A 26,629-nucleotide genomic window follows, 5' to 3' on the forward strand; every position below is an offset into this window, starting at 1 on the left:
GTAAATGAACTGGTCTGATTTGAATTTAATGCCCGCCATGCCCGAAATCGTGCTGCTTGCGCTATTGGGTGTCGTATTGCTGGCAGACTTGTGGATTTGCGATAAAAACCGCTATCTGACCCATCTGATGAGTTTGGGAACGGTCATCATCGTGGCCGTTACCCAGTTGGCGGTATGGGAGCAGGGCAGTGTCGATGCCTTTCACGGTATGTATATTGCAGACGGCATGTCCCGTTTGGCAAAACTGGTGCTGTATGCGCTGACGTTTGGTCTGTTTATTTACAGTAAACCGTACAACCAAGACCGCCAAATCTTTAAAGGCGAGTTTTACACCCTGTCGCTGTTTGCCCTGTTGGGCATGAGCGTCATGGTCAGCGCGGCACATTTCCTGATGGCGTATATCGGTTTGGAATTGTTGTCTTTGTCACTGTACGCCATGATTGCCCTGCGCCGCGATTCCGGCCGCTCTGCCGAGGCCGCGCTGAAATACTTCGTATTGGGCGCGTTGGCTTCCGGCTTGCTGCTCTATGGTATTTCCATGGTTTACGGCGCCACCGGTTCCCTCGATTTTGCTTCCGTCTTGGCTTCTGCTTTCAATGAGCAGGCAAATGAATGGTTGTTGAAATTGGGTATGGTATTTATTGTGGTCGCCATTGCATTTAAATTGGGTGCGGTTCCATTCCATATGTGGGTACCCGATGTGTACGATGGCGCGCCGACATCCGTTGCCGCCTTTGTGGGTACGGCTCCGAAAATTGCCGCCGTTGTCTTTGCGTTCCGTATTCTTGTGACCGGCATGGGTACAGTACATTCAGACTGGGCGCCGATGTTGGCCATCCTTGCCGTTGCTTCTTTGGTGGTCGGTAACCTTGCCGCCATCATGCAAACCAATATCAAACGTATGCTTGCCTACTCCACCGTATCGCACATGGGCTTTATCTTGTTGGCGTTTATGGCAGGCGCAGTCGGCTTTACGGCAGGCCTGTATTACGCCATTACCTATGCTTTGATGGCGGCTGTCAGCTTCGGCGTTTTGATGGTATTGTCCACCAAAGACATTGAATGTGAAAACATCAAAGACCTCGCAGGCCTTAACCAACGCCATGCATGGTTTGCTTTCCTGATGTTGCTGTCCATGTTCTCCATGGCAGGTATTCCGCCGTTGATGGGTTTTTACGCCAAATTCGGCGTGATTATGGCACTCTTGAAACAAGGCCATGTTTGGTTGTCCGTATTTGCCGTCATCATGTCGCTGATTGGTGCGTTCTACTACCTGCGCGTGGTCAAAGTCATCTACTTCGATGCGCCTGACCATGACCAGCCGGTCGGCAGCAACTATGCCGCCAAATTTGTCCTGACGGTCAATGCCTTCCTGCTGCTCCTGTGGGGTATCATGCCGCAAACCGTTATCGACTGGTGCGCCAAAGCATTGGAAAATACCCTGTAAGCTTTAAACAAAACCGACGGCGGCTGTTCCAAAGCCGCCGTTTTTGTTAGGATTCGCATCCGGGTGAAATATACCCGAGGCAGGTGTCATCAAGAGGTTGAATATCCTACGGATAATGATGGGTAAGAATGCCCGTTCAACATGTTAAAATCACACACAGGCCGTCTGAAAACAGAAAGACCATCATGACCGCATCCATGTACATTCTTTTGCTGTTGGCACTTATCTTTGCCAACGCACCATTTATTACCACCAAATTTTTCGGCATCATCGCCCTGAAACGCAAACACATCGGCCATCACTTGATCGAATTGCTGGCGGGCTTCCTTCTTACCGCGATCCTCGCCTATATCCTCGAATCACGCGCCGGTGCCGTGCATGCCCAAGATTGGGAGTTTTATGCGACCGTTGTCTGCCTCTACCTGATTTTTGCCTTCCCATGCTTCGTATGGCGTTACTTTTGGAATGAGCGGAATAGAGAGTAGGATTTGAATAAGGAAAAGGCCGTCTGAAAGATTTTCAGACGGCCTTGTATTTGAGAATGTAGGTGGCAATGACTACATCTTTGAGTTAGGTAGATATGGATTCAATAAAGACTTTATCTTCTTTTTGGATAAAAGTAGCGGAGAGACAATAATCTGTCTCATAAACACATCCCATAATTTTGACTTTATTTTTGTTTTTCCATTCAATACCGGCAACAATGGTCTCCAAAGGATAGTCTTTAGTTTCTGAGAAAGGCGTTACAGAACGAGATTTTGGTAATTGTGCCATTGTTACGGTTGTTTTGGGTATGCCGTTTTTTAAAATGGGAAACCAAAGAAAAGGGATGGACTCACCTTTCTTTTTATTCCATTGAGCAGAATATTTGCTAAAAGCAGTAATGGCATCGCTTAGTCCCCCTTGGTAAAAGCATCTTTGGCTTTCCCCAATCATTTCTTCTACGGGCTTTTTACAATGTAAGTTTCCAGCCAAAGAAAAAGAGGGGAGGATGAATAGAACTGTAAAAATAAGTTTTCGCATAATTAATACCCCGTATTTAGAGTCAGAAGACTGATGGAAAAGATAGAAAAGGCTTTTTTCATTTTTTATCTCTCAATGGTTGAATGAAATATAAGTCTTTAAAAGTGATTAAAAAGAAATCTCATATCGAGATTTCTTTACGTAGTTATGTGTAACATTTGCAAACATTGTAACATAGTAAATTCAATGCTACAGTTATTTGATATGTTTAATCAATTTAGATAATCGGTCATTATAACCGATTATCGGTATATTTCCCGAGGAAATTCATTTCGATTGAAAAGAGTAGAGTTGTTTATATCTATTAGCAATAAAATTCGTTCTTTGTGTGGATGGAAACAATGGTCTCAAGATAGAAGCTTAGTTTCCAAATAAATTCAGGAAAAGGCCGAGTTGATGTAGTTGCTTGAAACGATAAAGGCCGTCTGAAAGATTTTCAGACGGCCTTTATTTTGTTTGATGTTAAATATCGGTTAGAAAACAAGGCTGTTGGGGCGTAAAGCCTTGTCGTGAGGGCGGTTTAACGGTACTATTCTCGGTTAATCCTGTTTTATTCCTATGAAATTGAAAGTATAAGATGATTAATGATATTCAAAAGACAGCTGAAGGCAAAATGCAGCGTTCTCTGGAAGTATTGAAAGAAAACTTGGCTAAGGTGCGTACCGGCCGTGCGCATACCGGCCTGCTTGACCAAGTGGAAGTGGAATACTGGGGCAGCATGGTGCCTGTGAGCCAAGTGGCAAACGTAACGCTTTTGGATGCGCGTACGATCGGTGTGAAACCTTTTGAAAGCAATATGGCTTCAAAAGTCGAGAAAGCGATCCGTGATTCTAACTTGGGCCTGAACCCTGCTTCTGTCGGCGATTTGATCCGTGTCCCTATGCCTATGCTGACTGAGGAACGCCGTAAAGATTTGATCAAAGTGGTACGCGGTGAGGCGGAAGAGGGCCGTGTGTCTATCCGCAATGTGCGCCGTGATGCAAACGACCACATCAAGAAATTGTTGAAAGACAAAGAAATTTCTGAAGATGAAGCCCGCCGCGGCGAGGAAGCGGTTCAGAAGTTGACCGACAAATACATTGCTGAGGCAGACAAGCTCTTGGCTGCCAAAGAAGAAGATTTGATGGCGATTTAATCCTGTGTGCAAACCGTTCAGACGGCTTTTGGACGGTTTGCTCCCTGAAAGGCAGACATGAAAAGCAGTACGCAGACGATTTTGGAACACTCTGCCATCCCCCGACATATTGCTGTGATTATGGACGGCAACGGACGTTGGGCAAAGAAGCGTTTTCTTCCCCGTGTGATGGGGCATAAGCGTGGCTTGGATGCGCTGGAGAACATGGTGAAGCATTGTGCTGAGCTGGGTGTGCGGTATTTGACCGTGTTTGCTTTTTCGACTGAAAACTGGCGACGCCCCGAGGAGGAGGTTTCTTTTCTGATGGGGCTGTTTTTGCAGGCTTTGCAAAAGCAGGTGCGCCGTTTGCACGATAACAATATGCGCTTGAAAGTCATCGGCAGCCGTGAGCGGTTTAATGCTGAAATCCTGAAGGGGATTGAGGCGGCCGAGGCGTTGACGGCAAACAATACCGGTTTGACTTTGAGCATTGCCGCCGATTATGGCGGCCGCTGGGATATTTTGCAGGCGGCAAATCAGTTGATTGCCGAGGGTGTGACTGAGATTACGGAAGAGGCGTTGTCGCGCTATTTGATGTTGGGCGATGCACCCGAGCCGGATTTGTTTATCCGCACCGGCGGTGAGACGCGCATCAGTAATTTCCTGCTGTGGCAGATGGCGTATGCGGAATTGTATTTTACGGATACGCTGTGGCCTGATTTTAATGAGAAATCGCTGAACGAGGCGATTGTTTCGTTCCAAAAACGGGAACGCCGCTTCGGGCGGACTTCCGAACAGCTGCCGCTTGAGCAGCAACGGGGTTGAGAATTATGTTGAAACAACGGATTTTAACGGCGCTGTGGCTCTTGCCGCTGATGCTGGGTATGCTGTTTTATGCACCTATGTGGCTGTGGGCGGCGTTTTGCGGCCTGATTGCTATGTTGGTTTTGTGGGAATATGCCCGCATGAGCGGCTTGGACAAGCTGAAAATCAATCATTATTTGGCGTCAACGCTGGTGTTTGGTGTGATTGCCTATGCCGGCGGTTGGCAGTTGCCCAATTTGGTTTGGTGTGTCGTATTGGCATTTTGGCTGATTGTCATGCCTTGGTGGCTGAAAGCGAAATGGAAGCTAAACGGCGGCTGGCAGGCTTACACGGTCGGTTGGTTGTTGGTGATGCCGTTTTGGTTCGCACTGGTTTACCTGCGCCCTCAGCCTGAAGACGCGCTGTCTTTATTGGCGATTATGGGCTTGGTGTGGGTGGCCGATATTGGCGCGTATTTCTGCGGTAAGTCGTTTGGCAAGCGCAAAATTGCGCCGACCATCAGCCCGGGTAAAAGCTGGGAAGGTGCGATCGGCGGTGCATTATGCGTTGCCGTGTACATGACCATCGTATGGAAAGCCGGTTGGCTGGCTTTTGAAGCCGGTTGGTTCAAAACGATTTTGATCGGCTTGATTCTGACCGTAGTCAGCGTGTGCGGCGATTTGCTGGAAAGCTGGCTCAAACGTGCGGCCGGTATCAAAGACAGCAGCAATCTGCTGCCGGGGCACGGCGGCGTGTTCGACCGTGTGGACAGCCTGATTGCCGTTATCAGCATTTATGCCGCCTTTGTATATTTGTTTTAAACCGCCTGTCTCACATGGCTGGAGGAGCTGATTATGTCCGAACAAAAACAGATTTCATCTTTATCGATTTTGGGCGTATTGTTGGCACTGGGATTGATGGCTGCGGCGTTTATTTTGGGCGTGCAGTTTAAGAATCTGCGCCAACCGGGGACGATTACCGTAAAAGGTTTGGCGGAGAAAAACTTCCAATCCGACAGCGCGACGTGGAATACGGGTGTGAACGCGCACGGCGAGAGCTATCAGGAAGTTTTGGATTTGCTGACGGCAAGACGCAAAAAGCTGTCTAAGTTTTTGGGCGAGCAAGGCTTTACGGCTGCTGAAATGAAAGTGGGCCTGCCTGAAGTGTCGCGCGTTTTCAATGAAACCCGCGACGAACTGGGCAACGTAACCCGCACGCCCAACGGCTACGACGGCGACCTCAATATTGTGGTCAACACCAAAAAACTGGACAAAATCCAAGCCGCCCAGCGCGCCATTTTGAATTTCCGTGCGCAAAACGAATTCATCCGCTTCGACAATCCGCAATATTTGCTGGGCAATTTGGAAACCATCAAACGCGATTTGATTACGCAGGCGACTGAGGATGCGCAGAAACGCGCGGCCGAATTTGCCAAAACCGGCGGCGGCAAAGTGGGCGCCATGCGTTCTGCTTCGCAAGGCTCGTTCAACATCTATGCCGACACCGGCAGTAGCGAGGACGACGAGTACGGCGGTTCTTACGATAAAAGCACTGTCGGCAAACAAGTCCGACTGGTTGTTACCATCGAATACGGCATTGAGTAATTCTTTCAGACGGCCTGTTTAGCCGGTAGGCAAAAGGCCGTCTGAAAATTGGAAACGGCAAAGAAATCTATTTCAAACACAATGAATACCGTTTGCACAGCACACAAAGAACACACCATGACACAACAAGTTCTGACCATATTAGGCAGTACCGGCAGCATAGGCGAAAGCACTTTGGACGTTGTTTCCCGCCATCCCGAAAAATTCCGCGTGTTCGCGCTGGCAGGGCATAGGCAGGTGGACAAGCTGGCGGCGCAATGCAAACAGTTCCGCCCGGAATATGCCGTTGTCGGCGATGCCGGCCATGCGGCCGAGCTGGAAAAGAAACTCAAACAAGAAGGTATCGATACGCAGGTTTTATATGGTGCTCAAGCCCTGATTGATGTCGCCTCTGCCAATGAAGTCAGCGGCGTGATGTGTGCCATTGTCGGCGCGGCCGGTTTGCCCTCGGCTTTGGCCGCCGCTCAAAAGGGCAAAACCATTTATCTGGCCAACAAAGAAACGCTGGTGGTTTCCGGCGCATTGTTCATGGAAACCGCCCGTCAAAACGGTGCCACCGTCTTGCCGATTGACAGCGAACACAACGCCATCTTCCAAGTATTGCCAAGGGATTACGCAGGCCGTCTGAATGAGCACGGTATCAATTCGATTATCCTGACTGCATCGGGCGGCCCGTTCCTTAACACCGATTTAAGTACATTTGACAGCATCACGCCCGAGCAGGCGGTCAAGCATCCGAATTGGAGCATGGGGCGCAAAATTTCCGTCGATTCCGCGTCAATGATGAATAAGGGCTTGGAATTGATTGAGGCGCATTGGCTGTTTAACTGTCCGCCGGAAAAACTGGAAGTCGTCATCCATCCGCAATCCGTGATACACAGCATGGTGCGTTATCGCGATGGTTCGGTATTGGCGCAGTTGGGCAATCCCGATATGCGTACGCCGATTGCTTATTGCTTGGGCCTGCCCGAACGCATCGATTCCGGCGTGGGCGAGCTGGATTTCGGCGCATTGTCCGCGTTGACCTTTCAAAAGCCTGACTTTGACCGTTTCCCATGTTTGAAACTTGCCTATCAGGCCATGAATGCAGGCGGCGCCGCGCCTTGCGTGTTGAACGCCGCAAACGAAGTGGCCGTAGCCGCTTTTTTAGATAAACGTATCAAGTTTACCGATATTGCCCAAGTTGTGGCCCACTGCCTTGCCCAAGATTTTTCAGACGGCCATCATGATATTGAAAGCCTGCTGGCGCAAGACGCGCAAACACGCAGACAGGCAGAAGTCTTTATCGGCAAACAATAAAGCTTCAATGACAGGCCGTCTGAAACGCCAACCGCTTGGCATTTAGGCAGACAAAATGGAACAACTGCCTTTATAATCGGTTTTCAGACGGCCTTATCCGTTGATTATCACATTCCACCCAGGGGATTTTTTTGCAAACCTTTTTAGCCTTTATCGTCGCCATTCTGATTTTGGTCAGCCTGCATGAGTTCGGACACTATATTGTTGCCCGCTGGTGCGGCGTTAAAGTCGTGCGCTTTTCCGTCGGCTTCGGTAAGCCCTTTTTCACCCGAAAACGCGGCGATACCGAGTGGTGTCTCGCCCCGATTCCGCTGGGCGGTTACGTTAAAATGGTCGATACGCGCGAAGGCGAGGTGGCAGAAGCAGATTTGCCCTACGCCTTTGACAAACAGCATCCAGCCAAGCGCATCGCCATTGTCGCCGCCGGTCCTTTGACCAATTTGATTTTGGCCGTTTTGCTTTACGGTTTGAGCTTTTCCTTCGGCGTAACCGAGTTGCGCCCCTATGTCGGCATGGTCGAGCCTGCCAGTATTGCCGCCAAAGCAGGTTTTCAGGCAGGCGATAAGATTGTATCGGTCAACGGAATCGCCGTAAAAGACTGGAGCGATGCGCAAACCGAGATGGTGTTGAACCTTGAAGCCGGTCCTGTAAAAGTCGCCGTTCAGACGGCCTCAAATACCCAAGCCGTCCGCATAATTGATGCCGCCGGCACGCCTGAAGCAGGTAAAGTTGCGAAAAACCAAGGCAACATCGGCCTTTTGCCTTTTAGAATTACTAACCGCATCGGCAAAGTCTTGGCTGATAGTCCGGCCGAAAAAGCAGGCTTGAAGGAAAACGACAAGCTGCTGACCGCCGATGGGAAGCCCATCGAAAGCTGGCAGGCATGGACGGAACTCTTCCGCGCCAGCCCCGGCCAACGAATCGAACTGACTTACGAGCGCGACGGCAAAGTGCTGGCAACCGCTATCCGGCCGGACAGCGTCGAGCAGTCGGCAGGCGTGCTGGTGGGTAGGGCCGGGCTTGCCGCCCAAGCGGATAAAGAGTGGGATAAAACCATCCGCTACCGTTATACGCCTTCCGTTGCCCAAGCCTTTGAATTGGGTTGGAACAAAACCGTCAACTATTCGTGGACGACCCTCAAATTTTTCGGAAAACTGGTTACGGGCAATGCCTCTTTGAACCATATTTCCGGCCCCCTGACCATTGCCGATGTCGCCGGACAGTCCGCCAAACTCGGATTGCAGAGCTACCTCGAATTTCTGGCCTTGGTCAGCATCAGCTTAGGCGTGTTGAACCTTTTGCCCGTACCCGTTTTAGACGGCGGACATCTGGTTTTCTATACCGCCGAATGGATACGCGGAAAGCCTTTGAGCGAGCGCATACAGGCAGTCGGCCTGCGCTTCGGACTGGCAGCCATGCTTTTGATGATGGCTGTGGCTTTCTTTAATGACATCAACCGTTTGTTTGGATAATTTATGAAACTGAACCAGATTGCTTCCGCTTTAATGGTATTGAGCCTGTCTCCCTTGGCATTGGCTGACTTTACCATTCAGGACATCCGCGTCGAAGGCCTGCAACGCACCGAGCCGAGTACCGTCTTCAACTACCTGCCCGTTAAAGTCGGTGATAATTTCAATGATGCGCGCAGTGAAGAAATCATCAAAAAACTCTACGCAACCGGTTTCTTTGACGACGTACGCGTCGAGACCATGGACAATCAAGTCCTGCTGACCGTAATTGAGCGTCCGACCATCAGCTCGCTCAATATTACCGGCGCGAAAATGCTGCAAAACGATGCCATCAAGAAAAACCTTGAAGCCTTCGGTTTGGCGCAATCCCAATACTTCAACCAAGCAACGCTGAACCAAGCCGTTGCCGGTTTGAAAGAAGAGTATTTGAGCCGAGGCAAACAGTCGGTCAAAATCACGCCGACCGTCACCAAACTCGCCCGCAACCGTGTGTCTATCGATATTGCCATCGAAGAGGGCAAATCTACCAAGATTACCGATATTTCCTTTGAAGGCAACGAAGTTTATTCCGACCGCCGCCTGCTGAAACAAATGTCCCTGAGCGAAGGCGGCATGTGGACTTGGGTGACCAAGAGCAACCAGTTCAATGAGCAAAAATTTGCTCAGGACATGGAAAAAATCACCAATTACTACCAAAACAACGGCTACTTCAACTTCCGTATTTTGGATACCGACATCCAAACCAACGAAGACAAAACCAAGCAGACCATTAAAGTAACCGTCAGCGAAGGCGACCGCTTCCGCTGGGGCAATGTACGCATCGAAGGCGATACGCTGGAAGTGCCGAAAGAAGATTTGGAAAAACTGCTGACCATGAAGCCGGGCAAATGGTACGAGCGCGCGCAAATGTCCAATTCGCTCGAAGCCATCCAAAACCGCATGGGTCAGGCGGGTTACGCATTCAGCGAAATCAATGTCCAACCGATTCCCAATGCCGAAACGCATACCGTTGATTTTGTGCTGACCGTCCAACCGGGCCGCAAAATCTATGTAAACGAAATCAACATTACCGGCAACAACAAAACCCGCGACGAAGTCATCCGCCGCGAGTTGCGCCAAATGGAATCGGCGCCTTACGATTCTGCCAAACTGCAACGTTCCAAAGAGCGCGTTGAGTTGTTGGGCTACTTCGACAACGTTCAATTTGATGCCGTTCCTGTGGCCAATACCCCCGACCAAGTTGACCTGAACATGAGCCTGACCGAACGTTCGACCGGCTCGCTCGACTTGAGCGCAGGTTGGGTTCAGGATACCGGTTTGGTAATGTCTGCCGGCGTGGCTCAAGACAACCTGTTCGGTACGGGTAAATCCGTTGCCCTGCGTGCTTCCCGCAGTAAAACCACAGTAAACGGTTCGTTGTCGTTTACCGACCCATACTTCACACCGGACGGCGTAAGCTTGGGTTACGATATTTACGGCAAGACTTACGACCCGCGTAAAGCTTCTTCCAGCGCGAAACAATATAAAACCACGACTTTCGGCGGCGGTTTGCGTATCGGTATTCCGGTTACCGAATATGACCGTGTGAACTTCGGCCTGGCCGCGGAACGTCTGACCGTGAATACCTACAAAGGCGCACCTAAACGCTATGCCGACTTTATCAACCAATACGGTAAAGGCAACGGCAACGGCGTGGGTAACTTCAAAGGCTGGTTGTACAAAGGCACCATCGGCTGGGGCCGCAACAAAACCGACAATGCCTTGTGGCCGACCCGCGGTTACCTGACCGGCGTAAACGGCGAAATCGCACTGCCGGGCAGCGACCTGCAATACTATACCCTGACCCATAACCAAACTTGGTTCTTCCCGTTGAGCAAAGATTTCACATTGATGCTGGGTGGCGAAGTCGGTTATGGCAACGGCTACGGTAAAACCAAAACCATGCCGTTCTTTGAAAACTTCTACGGCGGCGGCTTAGGTTCTGTCCGCGGCTTTGAAAGCGGTACGCTGGGCCCGAAAGTCTATGACGAATACGGCGAGAAAATCAGCTACGGCGGTAACAAAAAAGCCAACGTTTCCGCAGAGTTGCTCTTCCCGATGCCGGGCATTAAAGACTCGCGTACCGTCCGTCTGAGCTTGTTTGCCGATGCGGGCAGCGTGTGGGACGACAAAACCTACGACAACAGCAGCAGCAATACTTATTACACCAATGGCGCGCTCCAAAACGTGTACGGCGTAGGCAAAACGCACAAATCGACATTCAAAAACGAATTGCGTTACTCTGCCGGTGCTGCCGTGACCTGGCTCTCTCCGCTGGGTCCGATGAAGTTCAGTTATGCTTATCCGATTAAGAAAAAAGAAGGCGACGAAATCCAACGCTTCCAATTCCAACTCGGTACGACATTCTGATGATGTTTAGGCCGTCTGAAACCGGGTTTGTCCGTTTCAGACGGCCTCATGGCAGATTGGCGGCAGGCTTATTGCCAACCGCCCGTCTGTTTTCAAGCAAGGATTTTTATCATGAGTAAAATAGCCGACACCCTCCGTGTCCTCGCTGTAGCCCTGCCGGGTTTCGTGCTGTTGCCGCAAGCGGCGGCGGATGGCGTGCAGAAAATCGGTTTTATCAATACCGAGCGCGTTTATCAGGAATCCAAGCAGGCGCAAAGCATTCAGACGACTTTGGAAAAAGAGTTCAAAAGCCGTCAAACCGCCTTGCAAAAGCTGCAGCAGGAAGGCGAGGTTTTGGAGCGAAAACTGAGTAGCGACAAGCTCAGCGACAGCCAAAGGGAAGCGGAAACCCAAAAATGGCGCAATCTGGTACAAAAATTCCGCAAGCAGCAGGCCGAGTTGGCAGAAGACTACAACCTGCGCCGCAATGAAGAATTCGCTGCGCTCCAGCAAAATGCCAACCGCGTCATCGTCGATTTGGCCAAACGCGAAGGTTACGACTTCATCTTGCAGGACGTGATTTACGTCAACGGCCGCTACGACATTACCGACAGCGTTATCAAAGCCCTAAATGCACACTGACCCTGCTCGGCAGCGAATGTGACCATACAGACAAACCTAAGGCCGTCTGAAACCCAAACCGGCATCTTTCAGACGGCCTGACATCTTGACGGCAGATTATCATGACTTCACAAGCATACACCCTGTCCCAAATCGTTTCCCAACTCGGCGGCGAATGGAAAGGCGAAGACATCGCCATTACCGCCGTCCGTCCGTTGGATCAGGCGCAGGCGGAACACATCAGCTTTTTGGCCAACCCGAAATACAAAGCCGAAGTACACGACAGCCGGGCAGGCGCAGTGATTGTGTCGCCGAAAGCCGCAGACGAATTTGCAGGCCGCAACCTGATTGTGGCTGCCGACCCTTATCTTTATTTTGCCAAAGTGGCACGATTGTTCTCGCCGATTGTCAAAGCACAGGGCGGCGTACATCCGACTGCTGTTGTCGAGGCCAGCGCCAAAGTGCCGGCAAGCTGCGAAATCGGCGCAAATGCCTATATCGGCGCGAATGCCGTATTGGGCGAAGGCTGCCGTATTTTGGCCAATGCCGTTGTCCAACACGATTGCACGTTGGGCGATGAAGTCGTGCTGCATCCCAACGCCGTCATCTATTACGGCTGCACTTTGAGCAACCGTGTCGAAATCCACAGCGGCGCCGTCATCGGCGCAGACGGTTTCGGCTTGGCCTTTGCCGGCGATTCATGGTTTAAAATTCCGCAAACCGGCGCAGTCACGCTGGGCGATGATGTGGAAATCGGTTCGAACACCAATATCGACCGCGGCGCGATGAGCGACACGACCGTCGGCAACGGCACCAAAATCGACAACCAAGTCCAAATCGGCCACAACTGCAAAATCGGTTCGCACACTGTTATCGCCGCCAAAACCGGTATTTCCGGCAGCGTCACCATCGGTAATTATTGCATTATCGGCGGCGGCGTCGGCACGGTCGGACACATCGAAATCGCCGATAAAACCACCATCGGCGGCGGTACATCCGTTACCCACAGCATTACCGAAAGCGGCCAGCATCTGGCCGGTATTTTCCCGATGTCGGGCTACAAAGACTGGGCGCGCAATGCCGTTTATATCCACCGCTTGAGCGAAATGAACAAACGCCTCAAAACGCTGGAAAAACAGCTTGACGATAGCAACGAAGCTTAAAGGCGGCGCAAACAGTCCGCGCCCCGCATCCGAATACGTTTAAACCCAATACAAACAAGGAAAGACGAACATCATGGACGTACAACTCCCGATCGAAGCCAAAGACATTCAAAAACTTATCCCACACCGTTATCCGTTTTTGCAACTCGACCGCATTACCGCGTTCGAACCGATGAAAACCCTGACTGCGATTAAAAACGTGACCATGAACGAGCCGCAGTTCCAAGGCCACTTTCCCGACCTGCCCGTGATGCCCGGCGTGCTGATTATCGAAGCCATGGCGCAAGCGTGCGGTACACTCGCCATCCTCAGCGAAGGCGGCCGCAAAGAAAACGAATTCTTCTTCTTCGCCGGTATCGACGACGCCCGTTTCAAACGCCAAGTCATCCCCGGCGACCAACTGGTTTTTGAAGTCGAGCTGTTGACCAACAAACGCGGTATCGGCAAATTCAACGCCGTTGCCAAAGTCGACGGCCAAGTTGCCGTTGAAGCCGTGATTATGTGCGCCAAACGCGTGGTGTAAGAATGGGACAGGCCGTCTGAAAGCTTCAGACGGCATCTTGCAGGCAATACCTGTATCAGACAGCAAGGAAACAGCATGACCCTTATCCATCCGACCGCCGTCATCGACCCAAAAGCCGAACTCGACTCCAGTGTCAAAGTCGGCCCGTACAGCATCATCGGCCCTAATGTGCAAATCGGTGCGAATACCGAAATTGGTCCGCATGCCGTCATCAACGGCCATACGACCATCGGTGAAAACAACCGCATTTTCCAATTTGCCAGCCTCGGCGAAATTCCGCAGGACAAAAAATACCGCGACGAGCCGACCAAGCTGATTATCGGCAACGGTAACACCATCCGCGAATTTACGACGTTCAACCTCGGTACGGTTACCGGCATCGGCGAAACCCGTATCGGCGACGACAACTGGATTATGGCCTACTGCCACCTCGCCCATGACTGCGTGGTCGGCAACCATACCATCTTCGCCAACAACGCCTCACTCGCAGGCCACGTTACCATCGGCGACTACGTCGTCTTGGGCGGCTACACGCTGGTGTTCCAATTCTGCCAAATCGGCGATTACGCCATGACCGCGTTTGCCGCCGGCGTACACAAAGACGTACCGCCGTACTTCATGGCCGCAGGCTACCGCGCCGAACCGGCCGGCCTCAACAGCGAAGGTATGCGCCGCAACGGTTTCACTGCCGAACAGATTGCCTCCGTCAAAGATGCGTATAAAACCATTTACCATCGCGGCATTCCGTTTGAAGAAGCCAAGGCGGACATTCTGAAACGCGCCGAAACCCAAAGCGAATTGGCGGTATTTAAAGACTTTTTTGCACAATCCACACGCGGCATTATCCGTTGATGGATGGATTGAAGGCCGTCTGAAACCTTTTCAGACGGCCTTTGGATTGCAAAAATCCGCGCAGTAGGGCAGGTTTCCTGTCTGTTTGCCGCCGATGCCGTCTGAAAACGGGCGGGCAAATGTCTGCCCAAAATCTTTTAGCTTTTAAACCTCAACACATGAATTCCAATCCTTCCCCCCTTATTGCCATCAGCGTCGGCGAAGCTTCCGGCGACTTGCTCGGCGCACACTTAATCCGTGCCATTAAGGCGCGTTGCCCGAACGCGCGGTTTACCGGCATCGGCGGCGAGCGCATGAAGGCGGAGGGTTTCGAGAGTTTGTACGATCAGGAAAAGCTGGCGGTGCGCGGTTTTGTTGAGGTCATCAAACGCCTGCCGCAGATTTTGAAAATCCGCAAAGGGCTGGTAAACGATTTGCTCCGCCTCAAGCCGGATGTGTTTATCGGCATCGATGCGCCGGACTTTAATCTCGGCGTGGCGGAAAAACTCAAGCAGGCAGGCATTCATACCATTCATTACGTCAGCCCGTCGGTTTGGGCGTGGCGGCGCGAACGGGTCAATAAAATCGTACATCAGGTCAACCGCGTGTTGTGCCTGTTTCCGATGGAGCCTCAGCTTTATATCGATGCCGGCGGCAAGGCTGAGTTTGTCGGCCATCCGATGGCGCAAACCATGCCCGTGGAAGCGGATAGGGCGGCGGCACGGCAGAAGCTGGGTGTACCTGCGGACGTGCCCGTATTTGCCATCTTGCCCGGCAGCCGCGTGAGTGAAATCGATTACATGGCGGCGGTGTTTTTTCAGACGGCCTTGTTGCTGCTGAAACGTTATCCGCAGGCACGGTTTTTACTGCCTGTGGCGACGGCCGCAACGCGCAAACGCATTAGCGAAATTTTGGCGCAGCCTGAATTTGCCGCCCTTCCCATCACGCTGACCGACAAGCAGTCGGATACGGTTTGCACCGCTGCCGACGTGGTATTGGTCACCAGCGGTACGGCGACTTTGGAAGTGGCCTTGTGCAAGCGGCCTATGGTCATCAGCTACAAGATTTCACCGCTGACTTATGCGTATGTGAAAAACAAAATCAAAGTGCCGCATGTCGGTCTGCCCAATATTCTGTTGGGTAAAGCCGCCGTTCCCGAGCTGCTGCAATACGATGCCGTCCCTGAAAAACTGGCGCAGGCCGTTGCAGACTGGTATGACCGCCCTGAAGCCGTGGCCGCGTTGGAACAGGATTTCCACGCCTTGCATCTGCTGTTGAAAAAAGATACGGCGGCATTGGCGGCGGCGGCAGTATTGGAAGAAGCAGGATTTTCAGACGGCCTGAAAGACAAGTAAGGAAAATACATGAATTTATTGGGAGCCTTGGCCAAGGTTGGCAGCCTGACGATGGTGTCGCGCATTTTGGGCTTTGTGCGCGATACGATTATTGCCCGTGCGTTTGGTGCAGGCATGGCGACGGATGCGTTTTTTGTCGCGTTTAAACTGCCCAACCTGCTGCGGCGTGTGTTTGCAGAGGGCGCATTTGCCCAAGCCTTTGTACCGATTTTGGCAGAATACAAAGAAACCCGCTCGCCCGAAGCCACGCAGGCGTTTGTGCGTCATGTAGCCGGTATGTTGTCGTTTGTGTTGGTCATCGTTACCGCGCTGGGCATACTTGCTGCGCCGTGGGTGATTTATGTTTCCGCGCCCGGTTTTGCCAAAGATGCTGATAAGTTTCAGCTTTCCATCGACCTGCTGCGGGTAACGTTTCCTTATATTTTATTGATTTCACTATCCTCTTTTGTCGGTTCGATACTCAATTCCTATCATAAATTCGGTATCCCTGCTTTTACGCCGACATTTTTAAACATCTCCTTTATCGTCTTTTCCCTGTTTTTCATACCGTATTTCGATCCGCCTGTTATGGCGTTGGCGTGGGCGGTGTTTGTCGGCGGCGTGTTGCAGCTGGTGTTCCAACTGCCTTGGTTGGCGAAACTGGGCTTCTTGAAAATGCCCAAACTCAGCTTTAAAGATGCGGCGGTCAACCGCGTAATGAAACAGATGGGGCCGGCTATTTTGGGCGTGAGCGTGGCGCAGATTTCCTTGGTTATCAACACCATTTTTGCCTCGTTTTTGCAGTCTGGCAGCGTGTCGTGGATGTATTACGCCGATCGACTGATGGAATTACCGACCGGCGTTTTGGGCGTGGCACTCGGTACAATTTTGTTGCCTACCTTGTCCAAACACGCAGCCAGTCAGGATACCGAGCAGTTTTCCGGTCTGCTCGACTGGGGTTTGCGCCTGTGCATGCTGCTGACCCTGCCTGCCGCCGTCGGCCTTGCCGTGTTGTCTTTCCCGTTGGTTACGACCTTGTTCATGTACCGTGAATTTACGCTGCACGATGCGCAAATGACCCAATATGCGCTGATTGCCTATTCCTTCGGCTTGATCGGTCTGATTATGATTAAAGTGTTGGCGCCCGGCTTCTACGCGCGTCAAAACATCAAAACTCCTGTTAAAGTCGCTATTTTCACGCTGATTTGCACGCAGTTGATGAACCTCGCCTTCATTTCGCCGCTCAAACACGTCGGCCTGTCCCTTGCTATCGGTTTGGGCGCGTGTCTGAATGCAGGTTTGTTGTTTTTCCTTTTGCGCAAACATGGCATCTACCGCCCCGGCAAAGGTTGGGCTGCGTTTTTGGTCAAAATGGCCATCTCTTTGGTCGTCATGGGCGGCGGTTTGTGGCTGGCGCAATATTATCTGCCGTTTGAATGGGTGCACGTCGGCGGCTTTAAAAAAGCAGGCCAACTCTGCATTCTGATTGCCTTGGGTGGAGGCCTCTACTTCGTTTCCCTCGCCGCGCTCGGCTTCCGTCCGCACCATTTCCGCAGGGTAGAAAAATAAGCAGCCAGAGGGCGTATTGCTTTGGCTTCAAGACTATTCGCTAAAAAGGCCGTCTGAAACATTTTCAGACGGCCTTTTCTTGCTTTACGTTTTAACTGTAAAGCTTCGCCCCTTTTTTGACGAACTCAATCGCTTTTTCTTCCATGCCCTGCCGTTGGGCTTTTTGCTTGTCGGCGTAGTCGCGCACTTCCTGCGTGATTTTCATCGAGCAGAATTTAGGGCCGCACATCGAGCAGAAGTGGGCGATTTTTGCTCCTTCGGCAGGCAGGGTTTCGTCGTGGAAGCTCTCGGCGCGTTCGGGGTCGAGGCTTAAGCGGAATTGGTCGCGCCAGCGGAACTCGAAACGCGCCTTACTCAGGGCGTTATCGCGTAATTGTGCACCCGGCCAGCCTTTGGCGAGGTCGGCGGCGTGGGCGGCGAGTTTGTAGGTGATGATGCCGGTACGCACGTCTTCTTTATCGGGCAGGCCGAGATGCTCTTTCGGGGTAACGTAGCAGAGCATGGCTGTGCCGTACCAGCCGATATTGGTCGCGCCTATGCCCGAGGTGATGTGGTCGTAGCCGGGGGCAATGTCGGTAACGAGCGGGCCGAGGGTGTAGAAAGGTGCTTCAAAGCAGTGTTGCAGCTCTTCGGTCATGTTTTCTTTGACGCGTTGCAACGGCACATGGCCCGGGCCTTCGATCATGACTTGGACGTCGTGTTCCCACGCTTTGGCGGTCAATTCGCCCAAGGTGTGCAATTCGGCAAATTGGGATTCGTCGTTGGCATCGGCAATGCAGCCGGGGCGCAGGCCGTCGCCGAGGCTGAACGACACGTCGTAGGCTTTCATGATTTCGCAGATTTCGTCGAAATGCGTGTAGAGGAAGTTTTCCCGATGGTGGGCAAGGCACCATTTCGCCATGATGGAGCCGCCGCGTGATACGATGCCGGTGAGGCGGTTGGCCGTCATCGGCACATAGCGCAGCAATACGCCTGCGTGCAGGGTGAAATAGTCCACGCCTTGTTCTGCCTGCTCGATTAAGGTGTCGCGCACCAAATCCCAAGTCAAATCTTCGGCGATGCCGCCGGTTTTTTCCAAAGCCTGATAAATAGGCACGGTGCCGATGGGGACGGGCGCGTTGCGGATAATCCATTCGCGCGTTTCGTGGATGTGCGCGCCGGTGGACAAATCCATAATCGTATCCGCGCCCCAACGCAGCGACCACACCATTTTTTCGACTTCTTCAGTCAGACTGGAAGTGACGGCGGAGTTGCCCAAATTGCCGTTGATTTTGACGCGGAAGTTGCGGCCGATAATCATCGGTTCGAGTTCGGGGTGGTTGATGTTGGCGGGGATAATCGCGCGTCCGGCGGCGATTTCTCGGCGCACGAATTCGGGCGTGATTTGGTCGGGATGAGTCGGGATGTTCGCGCCGAAACTTTGCCCTGCGTGTTGTTTCAAGAGTTTGGAGTATTCAGGCCGTCTGAAAAGCTCGTCTAGCTTCATGCGTTCGCGTATGGCGGCAAACTCCATTTCCGGCGTGATGATGCCTTGGCGGGCGTAGTGAAGCTGGGTTACGTTGCGGCCTGCTTTGGCGCGGCGCGGACGGGTGATTTGGTTGAAACGCAGATGGGCGGTTTTCGGATCGTGCGCGCGTTCGGTGCCGTATTCGCTGGAGAGCTTGGGCAGGATTTCGGTGTCGCTGCGTTCGTCCAGCCATGCAGTGCGGACGTGCGGCAACCCTTGTTTCAAGTCGATGTGTGCCGCCGGATCGCCGTATGCGCCGCTGGTGTCGTACACCGGAATCGGCGGATTGGCTTCCGTACCTTGCGCCGTGTAGGTGTCGTCCTGACGGATTTCGCGCAAAGGCACGCGGATATCGGCGCGGCTGCCCGGGATATAGACGCGGTCAGAGTTGGGATATTGGAAGCGGATGCCGATGTCTTCGCTCAAGTCGGAAAGACGGCGCGCCTCATCGCCGGTTTTTTTAGCGGTAGTCATAAAAATTGCTCCTGTTTCTCGGTTATGAAATGGAAACAGGAGCATTGCTTTTTTTCAGACGGCCTTGCGGATATCTTCAATCCGTCTAAAATCACATTTGCCGAAACTCCCCACGCAGGTATTATCCTGTTCGGGTGTAAAGGGTATTTCTCAGCCGCTCGGTTTGAAAGCAGCACCCCTGTTTCTTTATTAACGAAAATTAAACCACGCGGCCGGTTTTTTGTAAAGCAACGTTTGGATATTTTCTGTCAAAAACGCTTGACAGCAATTTCGCCTTTCTGTATAGTTACAACTTCTGACGCGGGATGGAGCAGCATGGTAGCTCGTCGGGCTCATAACCCGAAGGTCGTAGGTTCGAATCCTGCTCCCGCAACCAAATATAAAAATCCCCTGCAATCGCAGGGGGTTTTGCTTTATGCGGCATTTATTGCGGATGAATTGATGGAAAGGCCGTCTGAACCATTGGGTTTCAGACGGCCTTTTGCTGTCTTGCGGCGGGGTTTGGGTAAAAATACGACAGGCCTTTTTTCAGACGGCCTCTTCCGATTTGGGCTTGTTGTCGTTGCGCAGGTGTTCTTTCAGGCGTTGCAATTCTTTTTTGTCCAACCATTTATTGCGCGAACGTTGCAATAGAATGACCAATGCGGCGATTTCGTTACGCATATTGGTGCTGAGCCAGAGGAAGCCTTGCCAGTCGTAATGCAGGCGGGCGGCCGGTTTGCTTAGTTCGGTATTGAGCGAAGTATCGATGCGGATGCGGCGGGCGTAGTGGCCTTTGATGAGGCGGACGGTCAGGCGCAGCTCGCGTTGGAGTTGGTTGAAGTGGCGGTCGAGCAGGCGGATTTCGCTTTCGTTGAGCGTGGGCGCGCGCAGTTTGGCGGCGGTGGTCAGGAGCAGCTCGGTGGTGTTGACGATTTTGCGGTGGGCATGCTGCATGGCTTCCATCATATTGTTGCTGATGTGGCTTTCGCCGGATGTGGCGGCCAGATGGCTGCGGCTTTTGACCATGCGGGCGTTGATTTGGCGCATTTTAATCATGTTTTGTTCCAAACGCTCGCGCGTCATGCGCTTGCCGTTGCTGATTTCGGCAATCATTTTGGCGCAGTCGGTGAGGTTGTCGGCAAGCATGAAGCGCCACATGAGTGTGGAGCGCAGGGGCAGGAGTTTGGCGGCGGCAATGGCGATGGCGGCACCAATCAAAACGTTCATGGCGCGCATCAGGCCGCTGTCGAGCCAGTGGTGGCTGCTGTCGCCGATGAGCATGCACATGGTCAAACCGGCAAGCATGGCGACATAGCCGTTTTTGCCGACCGCAGACCAACCGGCCACTGCGCTGGCGGCACCGATAATCAGATAGAAGAAAACGCCGTCTTGCAAATAATGCTGGTTCAACCATAAAACGGCCAAACCGACGCCCAAACCGATGGCCGTGCCGAGCATGCGTTCGACTGCTTTGGAGTAAATCGCGCCTTGGAATTGCAGCATGCCGAGGACGACAAAGACGGTCATGCCGATCCACTCGCCGTGTTGCAGATGGAAGACTTTGGCCAAGAGGGTGGAAAACACGATTGCCAAGCCGAGGCGGAAGGCGTGGATATGGCGGCGATAGCGGTAGCGTTCGTAGGCGTTGAGCCAGCGTTCGGAAAAATGGAGGCGTTCGGATTGGGCAGGCATGTTGTAAGACGTATCGGTATGTGGGGATGTAAATTATAACTGATTGGTAAAGCAGATGAAATTTGAACTGATCCCCAACGGCTTGTCCTATTGCGGATTTTATCTGCCGCAAGCGGATATAATGGCGGTTTTGAATCAGACAGGCGGTGAAGAAATGGCGACGGTTTTAAGTGCAGGCGTGGATGAAGCGGGACGCGGCCCTTTGGTCGGCAGCGTATTTGCGGCGGCAGTGATTTTGCCGGAACATTTTGATTTGCCGGGTTTGACCGACTCAAAAAAACTGAGCGAAAAAAAGCGCGATATGTTGGCGCAGATGATTAAGGAGCAGGCGGTTGCGTGGAGCATTGCTTTTGCCGACCCCGACGAAATCCTGCAACTGAACATCCTGCACGCAACCATGGCCGCGATGAAGCGCGCCATCGAGGGGCTGTCGGTCGTACCCGACAAAGTGTGGATAGACGGCAACCGCGTGCCGAAAGATTTGAATGTCCCTGCCGAAGCCGTGGTCAAAGGCGACAGCAAAATCATCGAGATTTCCGCCGCTTCGGTTTTGGCCAAAACCGCGCGTGATGCGGAAATGTATGAATTGGCGAAACGCTATCCGCAATACGGGTTTGACCGCCACAAAGGTTATGGCACGGCGCAACATTTGGCCGCGTTGAAACAATACGGCGTCTTGCCGGAACACCGCCGCGATTTCGCACCGGTCAAAACCTTATTGGCACAAGGCAATCTGTTTGAAGAATGAAAAGCATATCAAAAGGCCGTCTGAAAGATTTCAGACGGCCTTATTTTTGGAAAAGTATTATTTCAACGCAGCCAAACACTCTTTAATCAATTCAGGGCCGCGATAAATCAAACCACTGTACACCTGAACCGCACTGGCACCCAAGCGGATTTTTTCTGCCGCGTCCGCGCCATTCATGATGCCACCGACGCCGATAATCGGCAGTTTGCCATCAATGCGTTCCGCTAAAAGTTTCAACACCTGATTGCTTTTCTCGCGCACGGGCAAACCGCTCAAGCCGCCTTGTTCGCCTGCGAGCGGATGGCTGCCCAAGCTGGATTTGTCGATGGTCGTGTTGGTGGCGATGATGCCGTCCATCTCTACGGATTTGACCACATGGGCGATGTCGCCGATTTGCGCTTCGTCCAAATCCGGCGCGATTTTAACCGCCAGCGGCACATATTTGCCATGCGCGGCCGCCAGTTGCGCCTGTTTGTTTTTCAAGGCTTCCAACAATGCGCTCAACTCGTCGCCGCCTTGCAAGGCGCGCAGGTTTTTCGTATTGGGGGAGGAAATATTGACCGTGATGTAGCTCGCGTGGGCGTAGGCTTTTTCCAGGCAAATCAGATAATCGTCGGCCGCGTTTTCAATTGGCGTAACGGCATTTTTACCGATGTTGATGCCCAAAATGCCTTTAAAGCGGCTGTTTTCAATGTTGCGGATCATCGCATCGATGCCGTGGTTGTTGAAACCCATGCGGTTGATGATGCCTTGGTGTTCGGGAACGCGGAAAAGGCGCGGCTGCGGATTGCCCGGCTGCGGCTTGGGCGTTACCGTACCGATTTCGACAAAGCCGAAACCCAAAGCGGCAAACGCATCGATGCACTCACCGTTTTTATCCAAACCTGCCGCCAAGCCGACCGGATTGGGCAGCTGCAAACCCATCAGCTCGGTTGGCCGGGTGTGGCTGTCCACTTTGGGCAGCAGGCCGAGTTTTTCGGCGGTACGCAAACTGTTGAGCGTGAAATGATGGGCCTTTTCAGCATCGAAACGGAACAGGATGGGGCGGACGAGTGAATACATGACGGCGGCTTTCTGAACGGTTGATGAATTTGGCGTTATTTTACCTGAAACCGTCAAACTGCCCCAAACGTCTGTATCGATATGATTTTATGGTTTGGCGGCAAATGAAAATAAATAGGGCTTTTGCGTGTATTCGGATAGTTCATTACAATGGCAATAAGACGGTTGTTTTTCAGACGGCCTTTGTGTGGCACAAGGCCGTCTGAAAAGTTTCCGGTTCGATTGTTTACCTGATACAGGAATATTTCTATGAAACAGGCGGTTGATCCTTATGCGAGTTTCCGTGAGCTGACGTTGCGGGGGATAATTCTCGGCGCGTTGATTACGGTGATTTTTACGGCATCCAATGTGTATTTGGGCTTGAAGGTGGGCCTGACTTTTGCGTCTTCGATTCCGGCTGCGGTGATTTCGATGGCGGTTTTGAAGTTTTTTAAAGGCAGCAATATTTTGGAAAATAATATGGTGCAGACTCAGGCTTCGGCCGCGGGTACGCTCTCCAGTATTATTTTTATCTTGCCGGGTTTGTTGATGGCCGGTTATTGGGCGGGCTTTCCGTTTTGGCAGACAACGCTGCTGTGTATGTCCGGCGGTATTTTGGGCGTAATTTTCACTGTGCCTTTGCGTTATGCGATGGTGGTGAAGAGCGATTTGCCTTATCCGGAAGGCGTGGCGGCAGCTGAGATTTTGAAGGTCGGTGACCATGATGCGGACCAACAGGAAGGCGGCAGCGGTATCAAGGAGTTGATGTCGGGCGGCGCTCTGGCCGGTTTGATGAGCTTCTGCGCAAGCGGTTTGCGCGTGGTGGCGGACAGCGCGAGCTTTTGGTTTAAAGGCGGCGCGTCGGTGTTTCAAGTGCCGATGGGCTTTTCTTTGGCTTTGCTGGGCGCGGGCTACTTGGTCGGCCTGACCGGCGGTATCGCGATTTTGCTGGGTATTTCGATTGCCTGGGGCGTGGCCGTGCCTTATCTGTCGGCGCATATTCCGCAACCTGCCGATATGGAGATGATTCCTTTTGCGATGTCTTTGTGGAAGGAAAAAGTCCGTTTTATCGGCGCGGGTACAATCGGTATTGCGGCGATTTGGACGCTGTTGACTTTGATGAAACCGATGGTCGAGGGCATGCGCCTGTCTTTCCGTAATTTCGGCGGCGCGCAGATGACCGAGCGCACGGAACAAGATTTGTCGCCTAAGGCGATGATTGCCTGGGTGTTGGCGATGATGCTGGTGTTGGGCGTGTCTTTCTTCCACTTTATCGGCGACTCGCATATTTCCGGCGGTTTGGCTTGGCTGTTGGTGGTCGTATGTACGCTGCTGGCTTCGATTATCGGCTTTTTGGTGGCCGCGGCTTGCGGTTATATGGCCGGTTTGGTCGGTTCGTCTTCCAGCCCGATTTCGGGTGTGGGCATCGTCTCTATCGTCATTATTTCGCTGGTGTTGCTGCTGGTCGGCGAATCCGGCGGCTTGATGGCGGACGAGGCAAACCGCAAATTCCTGCTGGCGTTGACGCTGTTTTGCGGCGCGTCTGTGATTTGTGTGGCTTCGATTTCCAATGACAACCTGCAGGATTTGAAAACGGGTTATCTGGTAAAAGCGACGCCTTGGAAACAGCAGGTTGCGCTGATTGTCGGCTGCGTTGTCGGTGCATTGGTGATTTCGCCTGTGTTGGAGCTTTTGTATGAAGCCTACGGCTTTACCGGCGCGATGCCGCGTGAAGGCATGGATGCTGCCCAAGCCCTTGCCGCGCCTCAGGCAACTTTGATGACCACCATCGCCCAAGGTATTTTCTCGCACAATCTGCAATGGGATTATATTTTCACTGGTGTGGGCATCGGCGTGGCGTTGATTGCGGTCGATTTCACATTGCGCAAATCTTCCGGCGGCAAGCGCGCTTTGCCGGTATTGGCCGTGGGCATGGGCATTTACCTGCCGCCGTCTGTGAATATGCCGATTGTAATCGGCGCGGTATTGGCGGCGGTGTTGAAATCCGTCATCGCCCGCCGTCAGGAAAACCGTGAAGGCCGTCTGAAAAATGCGGAACGTATCGGTACGCTGTTCTCCGCCGGTTTGATTGTCGGCGAGAGCCTGATCGGTGTGATTATGGCGTTTATCATTGCCTTCTCCGTTACCAACGGCGGTTCGGATGCACCTTTGGCCCTGAACCTGGAAAACTGGGATACGGCCGCCAAATGGCTGGGCTTGGCGTTTTTTGTCTTCGGTATGTTCGTGTTTGCACGTCGCGTGTTGAAAGCAGGACGTTAAGTTTGTAGGTTGAGAAAAGGCCGTCTGAAACTCAAAACATTGGGGTTTCAGACGGCCTTTTCAGTGGAAATTTGTTTGGAATGATTTTAGGAAGTTTGGGTATAATTGTTGCGGGGCTGGTAGCAAAAAAGCCCCATTGCAGTGGGGCTTTGTGCTGAAACCGCCCTAGAAAGGATGGTTTCAATCATGAAACATACCACTCGCACGGGTCGTTCATGACTGAGACTGCGGACAGTCGTTAGGATTATCTTAACCCTGTTCCTGCTCTTAGTCAATTAAACGGCTGAAAACAAAAAACTGTTTTTCAGTTTCCGCCTGTTTGTCATGAACAGGCGGTTTTTTATTGTTTAACGCTGATTCAAACAATCTGCAATCGCTTTGGCAATTTTGGCACTGGCACCTTGATGTTGCGAAATGAATTGCTCGGTGTGGTTGATCAGCTGTTGGCGCAGCGTTTCGTCGTCGAGGTATTGGCGCGTGGTTCTGTACCAGGCTTCGGTGGTTTCGACGCGGACGGCGGCTTTGGCTTCGACTGCGCCTTTGCAGGCTTGGGCGAAGTTGTAGTTGGAGTAGCCGAAGAGGGTGGGGACGCGGCAGGAGATGGGTTCGATGATGTTTTGGCAGCCGGCATCGACGAGGCTGCCGCCGACGAAGGCAATGTCTGCGCTGAGATAGTAGGCGGCAAGTTCGCCCATGCTGTCGCCTATCCAAACCTGTGTATTGGGGGAAACGGGTTGTCCGTCGCTGCGTTTTTGCACGGTATAACCAAGCGATTTGGCGGTATCGTAGGCCGTCTGAAAGTTTTCAGGGTGGCGCGGGACGATGACCAGCAAGGCTTTGCCGCGATAGCCCTGCCATGCTTTGAGGAGCAGCTCGGCTTCGTCTGTGCCTTTGTACACGCGCGTGCTGGCGCAGACGACGACGGCTCGTGCGCCGATGCGTTCTTTAAAGGCGGCGGCAAGCGGACGCAGGTCGTCGGGGGGCGCGATGTCGTATTTGGTGTTGCCGCAGACGTGGACGTTGGACGCGCCGATCAGGTGCAGGCGTTCGGCATCGGCGGCGGTTTGGGCAAAGCAGCCGGAGAGGGTCTGCATGGCAGGCTCGACCAGTTTGCGGATTTTGAGGTAGCCGCGTTGGGATTTTTCGGAGAGGCGCGCGTTGGCCAGAAAGAGGGGAATGCCTGCTTCTTTGCAGCCGTGCATCAGGTTGGGCCAGATTTCGGTTTCCATCAAAATGCCGCAGATGGGGCGGTGTTCGGCTAAAAATCGGGCGACCCATTCGGATTTGTCGTAGGGCAGGTAACGGCATTGCGCATCGGGGAACAGGGATTGCGCGGTGGCGCGGCCGGTCGGCGTCATTTGGGTAATCAGAAACGGCGAGTCGGGAAAATGGCGGCGCAATGCCTGCACCAAAGGTTCGGCCGCACGCGTTTCGCCGACGGATACGGCGTGTATCCAAATCGGGCGTTGCACGGGATTGGGATACGTCTGCCCGAAACGCTCGTCCCAATGCTCGAGATAGGCTGGGGATTTGAGGGCGCGGCGGCGCAGGTGGCGGCGGATCAGGAAGGGGGCGAGGTGCCACAGCGTGGCGTAAAGGCGGCGTATCATGCTTACGGGTCTTGTGTCGGAATAGGCCTATTTTATCGGAAACTGAAACGGAAGATATAGCTTTGATGCGTGTTTTACGCAAAGGAAACAGGCCGTCTGAAAGGTT

22 protein-coding genes, 1 tRNA gene and 1 riboswitch are annotated in these 26,629 nt (G+C 52.6%); of the genes, 18 read left to right on the forward strand and 5 right to left on the reverse strand.

Features of this window, described 5'->3' with window-relative positions; translation table 11 throughout:
- Positions 1-4 precede the first annotated feature (4 nt).
- Both nuoN and FOC66_RS09000 read left to right on the forward strand, forming a co-directional pair.
- Positions 5-1,447, forward strand: coding sequence for an NADH-quinone oxidoreductase subunit NuoN (gene nuoN, locus FOC66_RS08995; protein WP_003747889.1), 1,443 nt, complete (start codon positions 5-7; stop codon positions 1,445-1,447).
- Positions 1,448-1,632: 185 nt separating this feature from the next.
- Entirely contained in the window at positions 1,633-1,932 is a 300-nt protein-coding gene (locus tag FOC66_RS09000; RefSeq protein ID WP_003686671.1) for a DUF2818 family protein, read from the forward strand.
- Between the two features lie 85 nt (positions 1,933-2,017).
- On the opposite strand, the gene FOC66_RS09005 is transcribed toward FOC66_RS09000, so the two are convergent.
- Entirely contained in the window at positions 2,018-2,470 is a 453-nt protein-coding gene (locus FOC66_RS09005; protein ID WP_036493924.1) for a hypothetical protein, read from the reverse strand.
- 577 nt (positions 2,471-3,047) lie between these two features.
- On the opposite strand from FOC66_RS09005, the gene frr reads away from it, so the two are divergent.
- From frr to murJ, 13 genes are all read left to right on the forward strand, one after another.
- The gene (frr, locus tag FOC66_RS09010) at positions 3,048-3,605 is read left to right on the forward strand and encodes a ribosome recycling factor (RefSeq protein ID WP_003747893.1); all 558 of its coding nucleotides are present in this window, start codon (positions 3,048-3,050) and stop codon (positions 3,603-3,605) included.
- 57 nt (positions 3,606-3,662) lie between these two features.
- Complete coding sequence (locus FOC66_RS09015; RefSeq protein ID WP_003747895.1) at positions 3,663-4,409, forward strand: isoprenyl transferase; 747 nt, start codon at positions 3,663-3,665, stop codon at positions 4,407-4,409.
- 5 nt (positions 4,410-4,414) lie between these two features.
- Complete coding sequence (locus FOC66_RS09020) at positions 4,415-5,209, forward strand: phosphatidate cytidylyltransferase (RefSeq protein WP_003747897.1); 795 nt, start codon at positions 4,415-4,417, stop codon at positions 5,207-5,209.
- Between the two features lie 33 nt (positions 5,210-5,242).
- Complete coding sequence (locus FOC66_RS09025) at positions 5,243-5,992, forward strand: SIMPL domain-containing protein (RefSeq protein WP_003747899.1); 750 nt, start codon at positions 5,243-5,245, stop codon at positions 5,990-5,992.
- Between the two features lie 117 nt (positions 5,993-6,109).
- Positions 6,110-7,291, forward strand: a complete 1,182-nt coding sequence (gene ispC, locus FOC66_RS09030) for a 1-deoxy-D-xylulose-5-phosphate reductoisomerase (protein WP_003747901.1) — start codon at positions 6,110-6,112, stop codon at positions 7,289-7,291.
- A 131-nt stretch (positions 7,292-7,422) separates the two neighbouring features.
- Positions 7,423-8,763 carry an RIP metalloprotease RseP gene (gene rseP, locus FOC66_RS09035; RefSeq protein ID WP_003747903.1) on the forward strand — a complete coding sequence of 447 codons (1,341 nt, stop codon included), beginning with the start codon at positions 7,423-7,425 and terminating at the stop codon, positions 8,761-8,763.
- A 3-nt stretch (positions 8,764-8,766) separates the two neighbouring features.
- Positions 8,767-11,169 carry an outer membrane protein assembly factor BamA gene (gene bamA, locus FOC66_RS09040; protein WP_003747905.1) on the forward strand — a complete coding sequence of 801 codons (2,403 nt, stop codon included), beginning with the start codon at positions 8,767-8,769 and terminating at the stop codon, positions 11,167-11,169.
- Positions 11,170-11,280: 111 nt separating this feature from the next.
- Positions 11,281-11,790, forward strand: coding sequence for an OmpH family outer membrane protein (locus FOC66_RS09045; protein WP_003747907.1), 510 nt, complete (start codon positions 11,281-11,283; stop codon positions 11,788-11,790).
- Positions 11,791-11,891: 101 nt separating this feature from the next.
- A complete protein-coding gene (gene lpxD / locus FOC66_RS09050) occupies positions 11,892-12,932 on the forward strand; it encodes a UDP-3-O-(3-hydroxymyristoyl)glucosamine N-acyltransferase (RefSeq protein WP_003747910.1) in 1,041 nt (346 codons plus the stop codon).
- A gap of 73 nt (positions 12,933-13,005) precedes the next feature.
- Complete coding sequence (fabZ, locus tag FOC66_RS09055) at positions 13,006-13,455, forward strand: 3-hydroxyacyl-ACP dehydratase FabZ (protein WP_003681704.1); 450 nt, start codon at positions 13,006-13,008, stop codon at positions 13,453-13,455.
- 75 nt (positions 13,456-13,530) lie between these two features.
- Positions 13,531-14,307, forward strand: coding sequence for an acyl-ACP--UDP-N-acetylglucosamine O-acyltransferase (gene lpxA / locus FOC66_RS09060; protein ID WP_003747912.1), 777 nt, complete (start codon positions 13,531-13,533; stop codon positions 14,305-14,307).
- A 158-nt stretch (positions 14,308-14,465) separates the two neighbouring features.
- On the forward strand, positions 14,466-15,641 hold the full coding sequence (lpxB, locus tag FOC66_RS09065) for a lipid-A-disaccharide synthase (protein ID WP_036493963.1): 1,176 nt from the start codon (positions 14,466-14,468) through the stop codon (positions 15,639-15,641).
- Between the two features lie 9 nt (positions 15,642-15,650).
- Positions 15,651-17,189, forward strand: coding sequence for a murein biosynthesis integral membrane protein MurJ (gene murJ, locus FOC66_RS09070; protein WP_003747916.1), 1,539 nt, complete (start codon positions 15,651-15,653; stop codon positions 17,187-17,189).
- A 91-nt stretch (positions 17,190-17,280) separates the two neighbouring features.
- Here the strand turns inward: murJ and thiC are convergent, their stop codons facing one another.
- Positions 17,281-19,170 (reverse strand): phosphomethylpyrimidine synthase ThiC, encoded by a 1,890-nt coding sequence (thiC, locus tag FOC66_RS09075; protein WP_003747918.1) that lies wholly within the window; start codon positions 19,168-19,170, stop codon positions 17,281-17,283.
- A 90-nt stretch (positions 19,171-19,260) separates the two neighbouring features.
- Positions 19,261-19,360, reverse strand: a riboswitch (TPP riboswitch).
- A gap of 109 nt (positions 19,361-19,469) precedes the next feature.
- Here thiC and FOC66_RS09080 point away from each other — a divergent pair.
- Positions 19,470-19,546 (forward strand) — tRNA-Met (locus FOC66_RS09080).
- 152 nt (positions 19,547-19,698) lie between these two features.
- Here the strand turns inward: FOC66_RS09080 and FOC66_RS09085 are convergent.
- The gene (locus tag FOC66_RS09085; RefSeq protein WP_003747920.1) at positions 19,699-20,844 is read right to left on the reverse strand and encodes an FUSC family protein; all 1,146 of its coding nucleotides are present in this window, start codon (positions 20,842-20,844) and stop codon (positions 19,699-19,701) included.
- A 154-nt stretch (positions 20,845-20,998) separates the two neighbouring features.
- Here FOC66_RS09085 and rnhB point away from each other — a divergent pair, with 154 nt between their 5' ends.
- Positions 20,999-21,592 carry a ribonuclease HII gene (gene rnhB, locus FOC66_RS09090; protein WP_036493965.1) on the forward strand — a complete coding sequence of 198 codons (594 nt, stop codon included), beginning with the start codon at positions 20,999-21,001 and terminating at the stop codon, positions 21,590-21,592.
- Between the two features lie 57 nt (positions 21,593-21,649).
- Here the strand turns inward: rnhB and FOC66_RS09095 are convergent, their stop codons facing one another.
- The gene (locus FOC66_RS09095) at positions 21,650-22,654 is read right to left on the reverse strand and encodes a quinone-dependent dihydroorotate dehydrogenase (RefSeq protein WP_003747923.1); all 1,005 of its coding nucleotides are present in this window, start codon (positions 22,652-22,654) and stop codon (positions 21,650-21,652) included.
- Positions 22,655-22,903: 249 nt separating this feature from the next.
- Between FOC66_RS09095 and FOC66_RS09100 the strand changes: the two genes are divergently transcribed.
- Positions 22,904-24,913 (forward strand): OPT family oligopeptide transporter, encoded by a 2,010-nt coding sequence (locus FOC66_RS09100; protein ID WP_003747924.1) that lies wholly within the window; start codon positions 22,904-22,906, stop codon positions 24,911-24,913.
- Between the two features lie 347 nt (positions 24,914-25,260).
- Here the strand turns inward: FOC66_RS09100 and waaA are convergent, their stop codons facing one another.
- Complete coding sequence (gene waaA, locus FOC66_RS09105; RefSeq protein WP_003747927.1) at positions 25,261-26,523, reverse strand: lipid IV(A) 3-deoxy-D-manno-octulosonic acid transferase; 1,263 nt, start codon at positions 26,521-26,523, stop codon at positions 25,261-25,263.
- Positions 26,524-26,629: the final 106 nt, after the last annotated feature.

Origin of the sequence: Neisseria mucosa (genome assembly GCF_013267835.1) — a bacterium.
In the GTDB taxonomy this organism is placed as follows: domain Bacteria; phylum Pseudomonadota; class Gammaproteobacteria; order Burkholderiales; family Neisseriaceae; genus Neisseria.

Bases quoted from the DNA above. Each gene is read 5' to 3' on its own strand.
- fabZ (WP_003681704.1), top strand. From the start codon at position 13,006: ATGGACGTACAACTCCCGATCGAAGCCAAAGACATTCAAAAACTTATC.
- FOC66_RS09005 (WP_036493924.1), bottom strand. From the start codon at position 2,470: ATGCGAAAACTTATTTTTACAGTTCTATTCATCCTCCCCTCTTTTTCT.
- FOC66_RS09020 (WP_003747897.1), top strand. From the start codon at position 4,415: ATGTTGAAACAACGGATTTTAACGGCGCTGTGGCTCTTGCCGCTGATG.
- thiC (WP_003747918.1), bottom strand. From the start codon at position 19,170: ATGACTACCGCTAAAAAAACCGGCGATGAGGCGCGCCGTCTTTCCGAC.
- FOC66_RS09100 (WP_003747924.1), top strand. From the start codon at position 22,904: ATGAAACAGGCGGTTGATCCTTATGCGAGTTTCCGTGAGCTGACGTTG.
- FOC66_RS09025 (WP_003747899.1), top strand. From the start codon at position 5,243: ATGTCCGAACAAAAACAGATTTCATCTTTATCGATTTTGGGCGTATTG.
- FOC66_RS09085 (WP_003747920.1), bottom strand. From the start codon at position 20,844: ATGCCTGCCCAATCCGAACGCCTCCATTTTTCCGAACGCTGGCTCAAC.
- FOC66_RS09000 (WP_003686671.1), top strand. From the start codon at position 1,633: ATGACCGCATCCATGTACATTCTTTTGCTGTTGGCACTTATCTTTGCC.
- murJ (WP_003747916.1), top strand. From the start codon at position 15,651: ATGAATTTATTGGGAGCCTTGGCCAAGGTTGGCAGCCTGACGATGGTG.
- FOC66_RS09015 (WP_003747895.1), top strand. From the start codon at position 3,663: ATGAAAAGCAGTACGCAGACGATTTTGGAACACTCTGCCATCCCCCGA.
- nuoN (WP_003747889.1), top strand. From the start codon at position 5: ATGAACTGGTCTGATTTGAATTTAATGCCCGCCATGCCCGAAATCGTG.
- rnhB (WP_036493965.1), top strand. From the start codon at position 20,999: ATGGCGACGGTTTTAAGTGCAGGCGTGGATGAAGCGGGACGCGGCCCT.
- FOC66_RS09045 (WP_003747907.1), top strand. From the start codon at position 11,281: ATGAGTAAAATAGCCGACACCCTCCGTGTCCTCGCTGTAGCCCTGCCG.
- waaA (WP_003747927.1), bottom strand. From the start codon at position 26,523: ATGATACGCCGCCTTTACGCCACGCTGTGGCACCTCGCCCCCTTCCTG.
- frr (WP_003747893.1), top strand. From the start codon at position 3,048: ATGATTAATGATATTCAAAAGACAGCTGAAGGCAAAATGCAGCGTTCT.
- FOC66_RS09095 (WP_003747923.1), bottom strand. From the start codon at position 22,654: ATGTATTCACTCGTCCGCCCCATCCTGTTCCGTTTCGATGCTGAAAAG.
- lpxA (WP_003747912.1), top strand. From the start codon at position 13,531: ATGACCCTTATCCATCCGACCGCCGTCATCGACCCAAAAGCCGAACTC.
- lpxD (WP_003747910.1), top strand. From the start codon at position 11,892: ATGACTTCACAAGCATACACCCTGTCCCAAATCGTTTCCCAACTCGGC.
- ispC (WP_003747901.1), top strand. From the start codon at position 6,110: ATGACACAACAAGTTCTGACCATATTAGGCAGTACCGGCAGCATAGGC.
- bamA (WP_003747905.1), top strand. From the start codon at position 8,767: ATGAAACTGAACCAGATTGCTTCCGCTTTAATGGTATTGAGCCTGTCT.
- lpxB (WP_036493963.1), top strand. From the start codon at position 14,466: ATGAATTCCAATCCTTCCCCCCTTATTGCCATCAGCGTCGGCGAAGCT.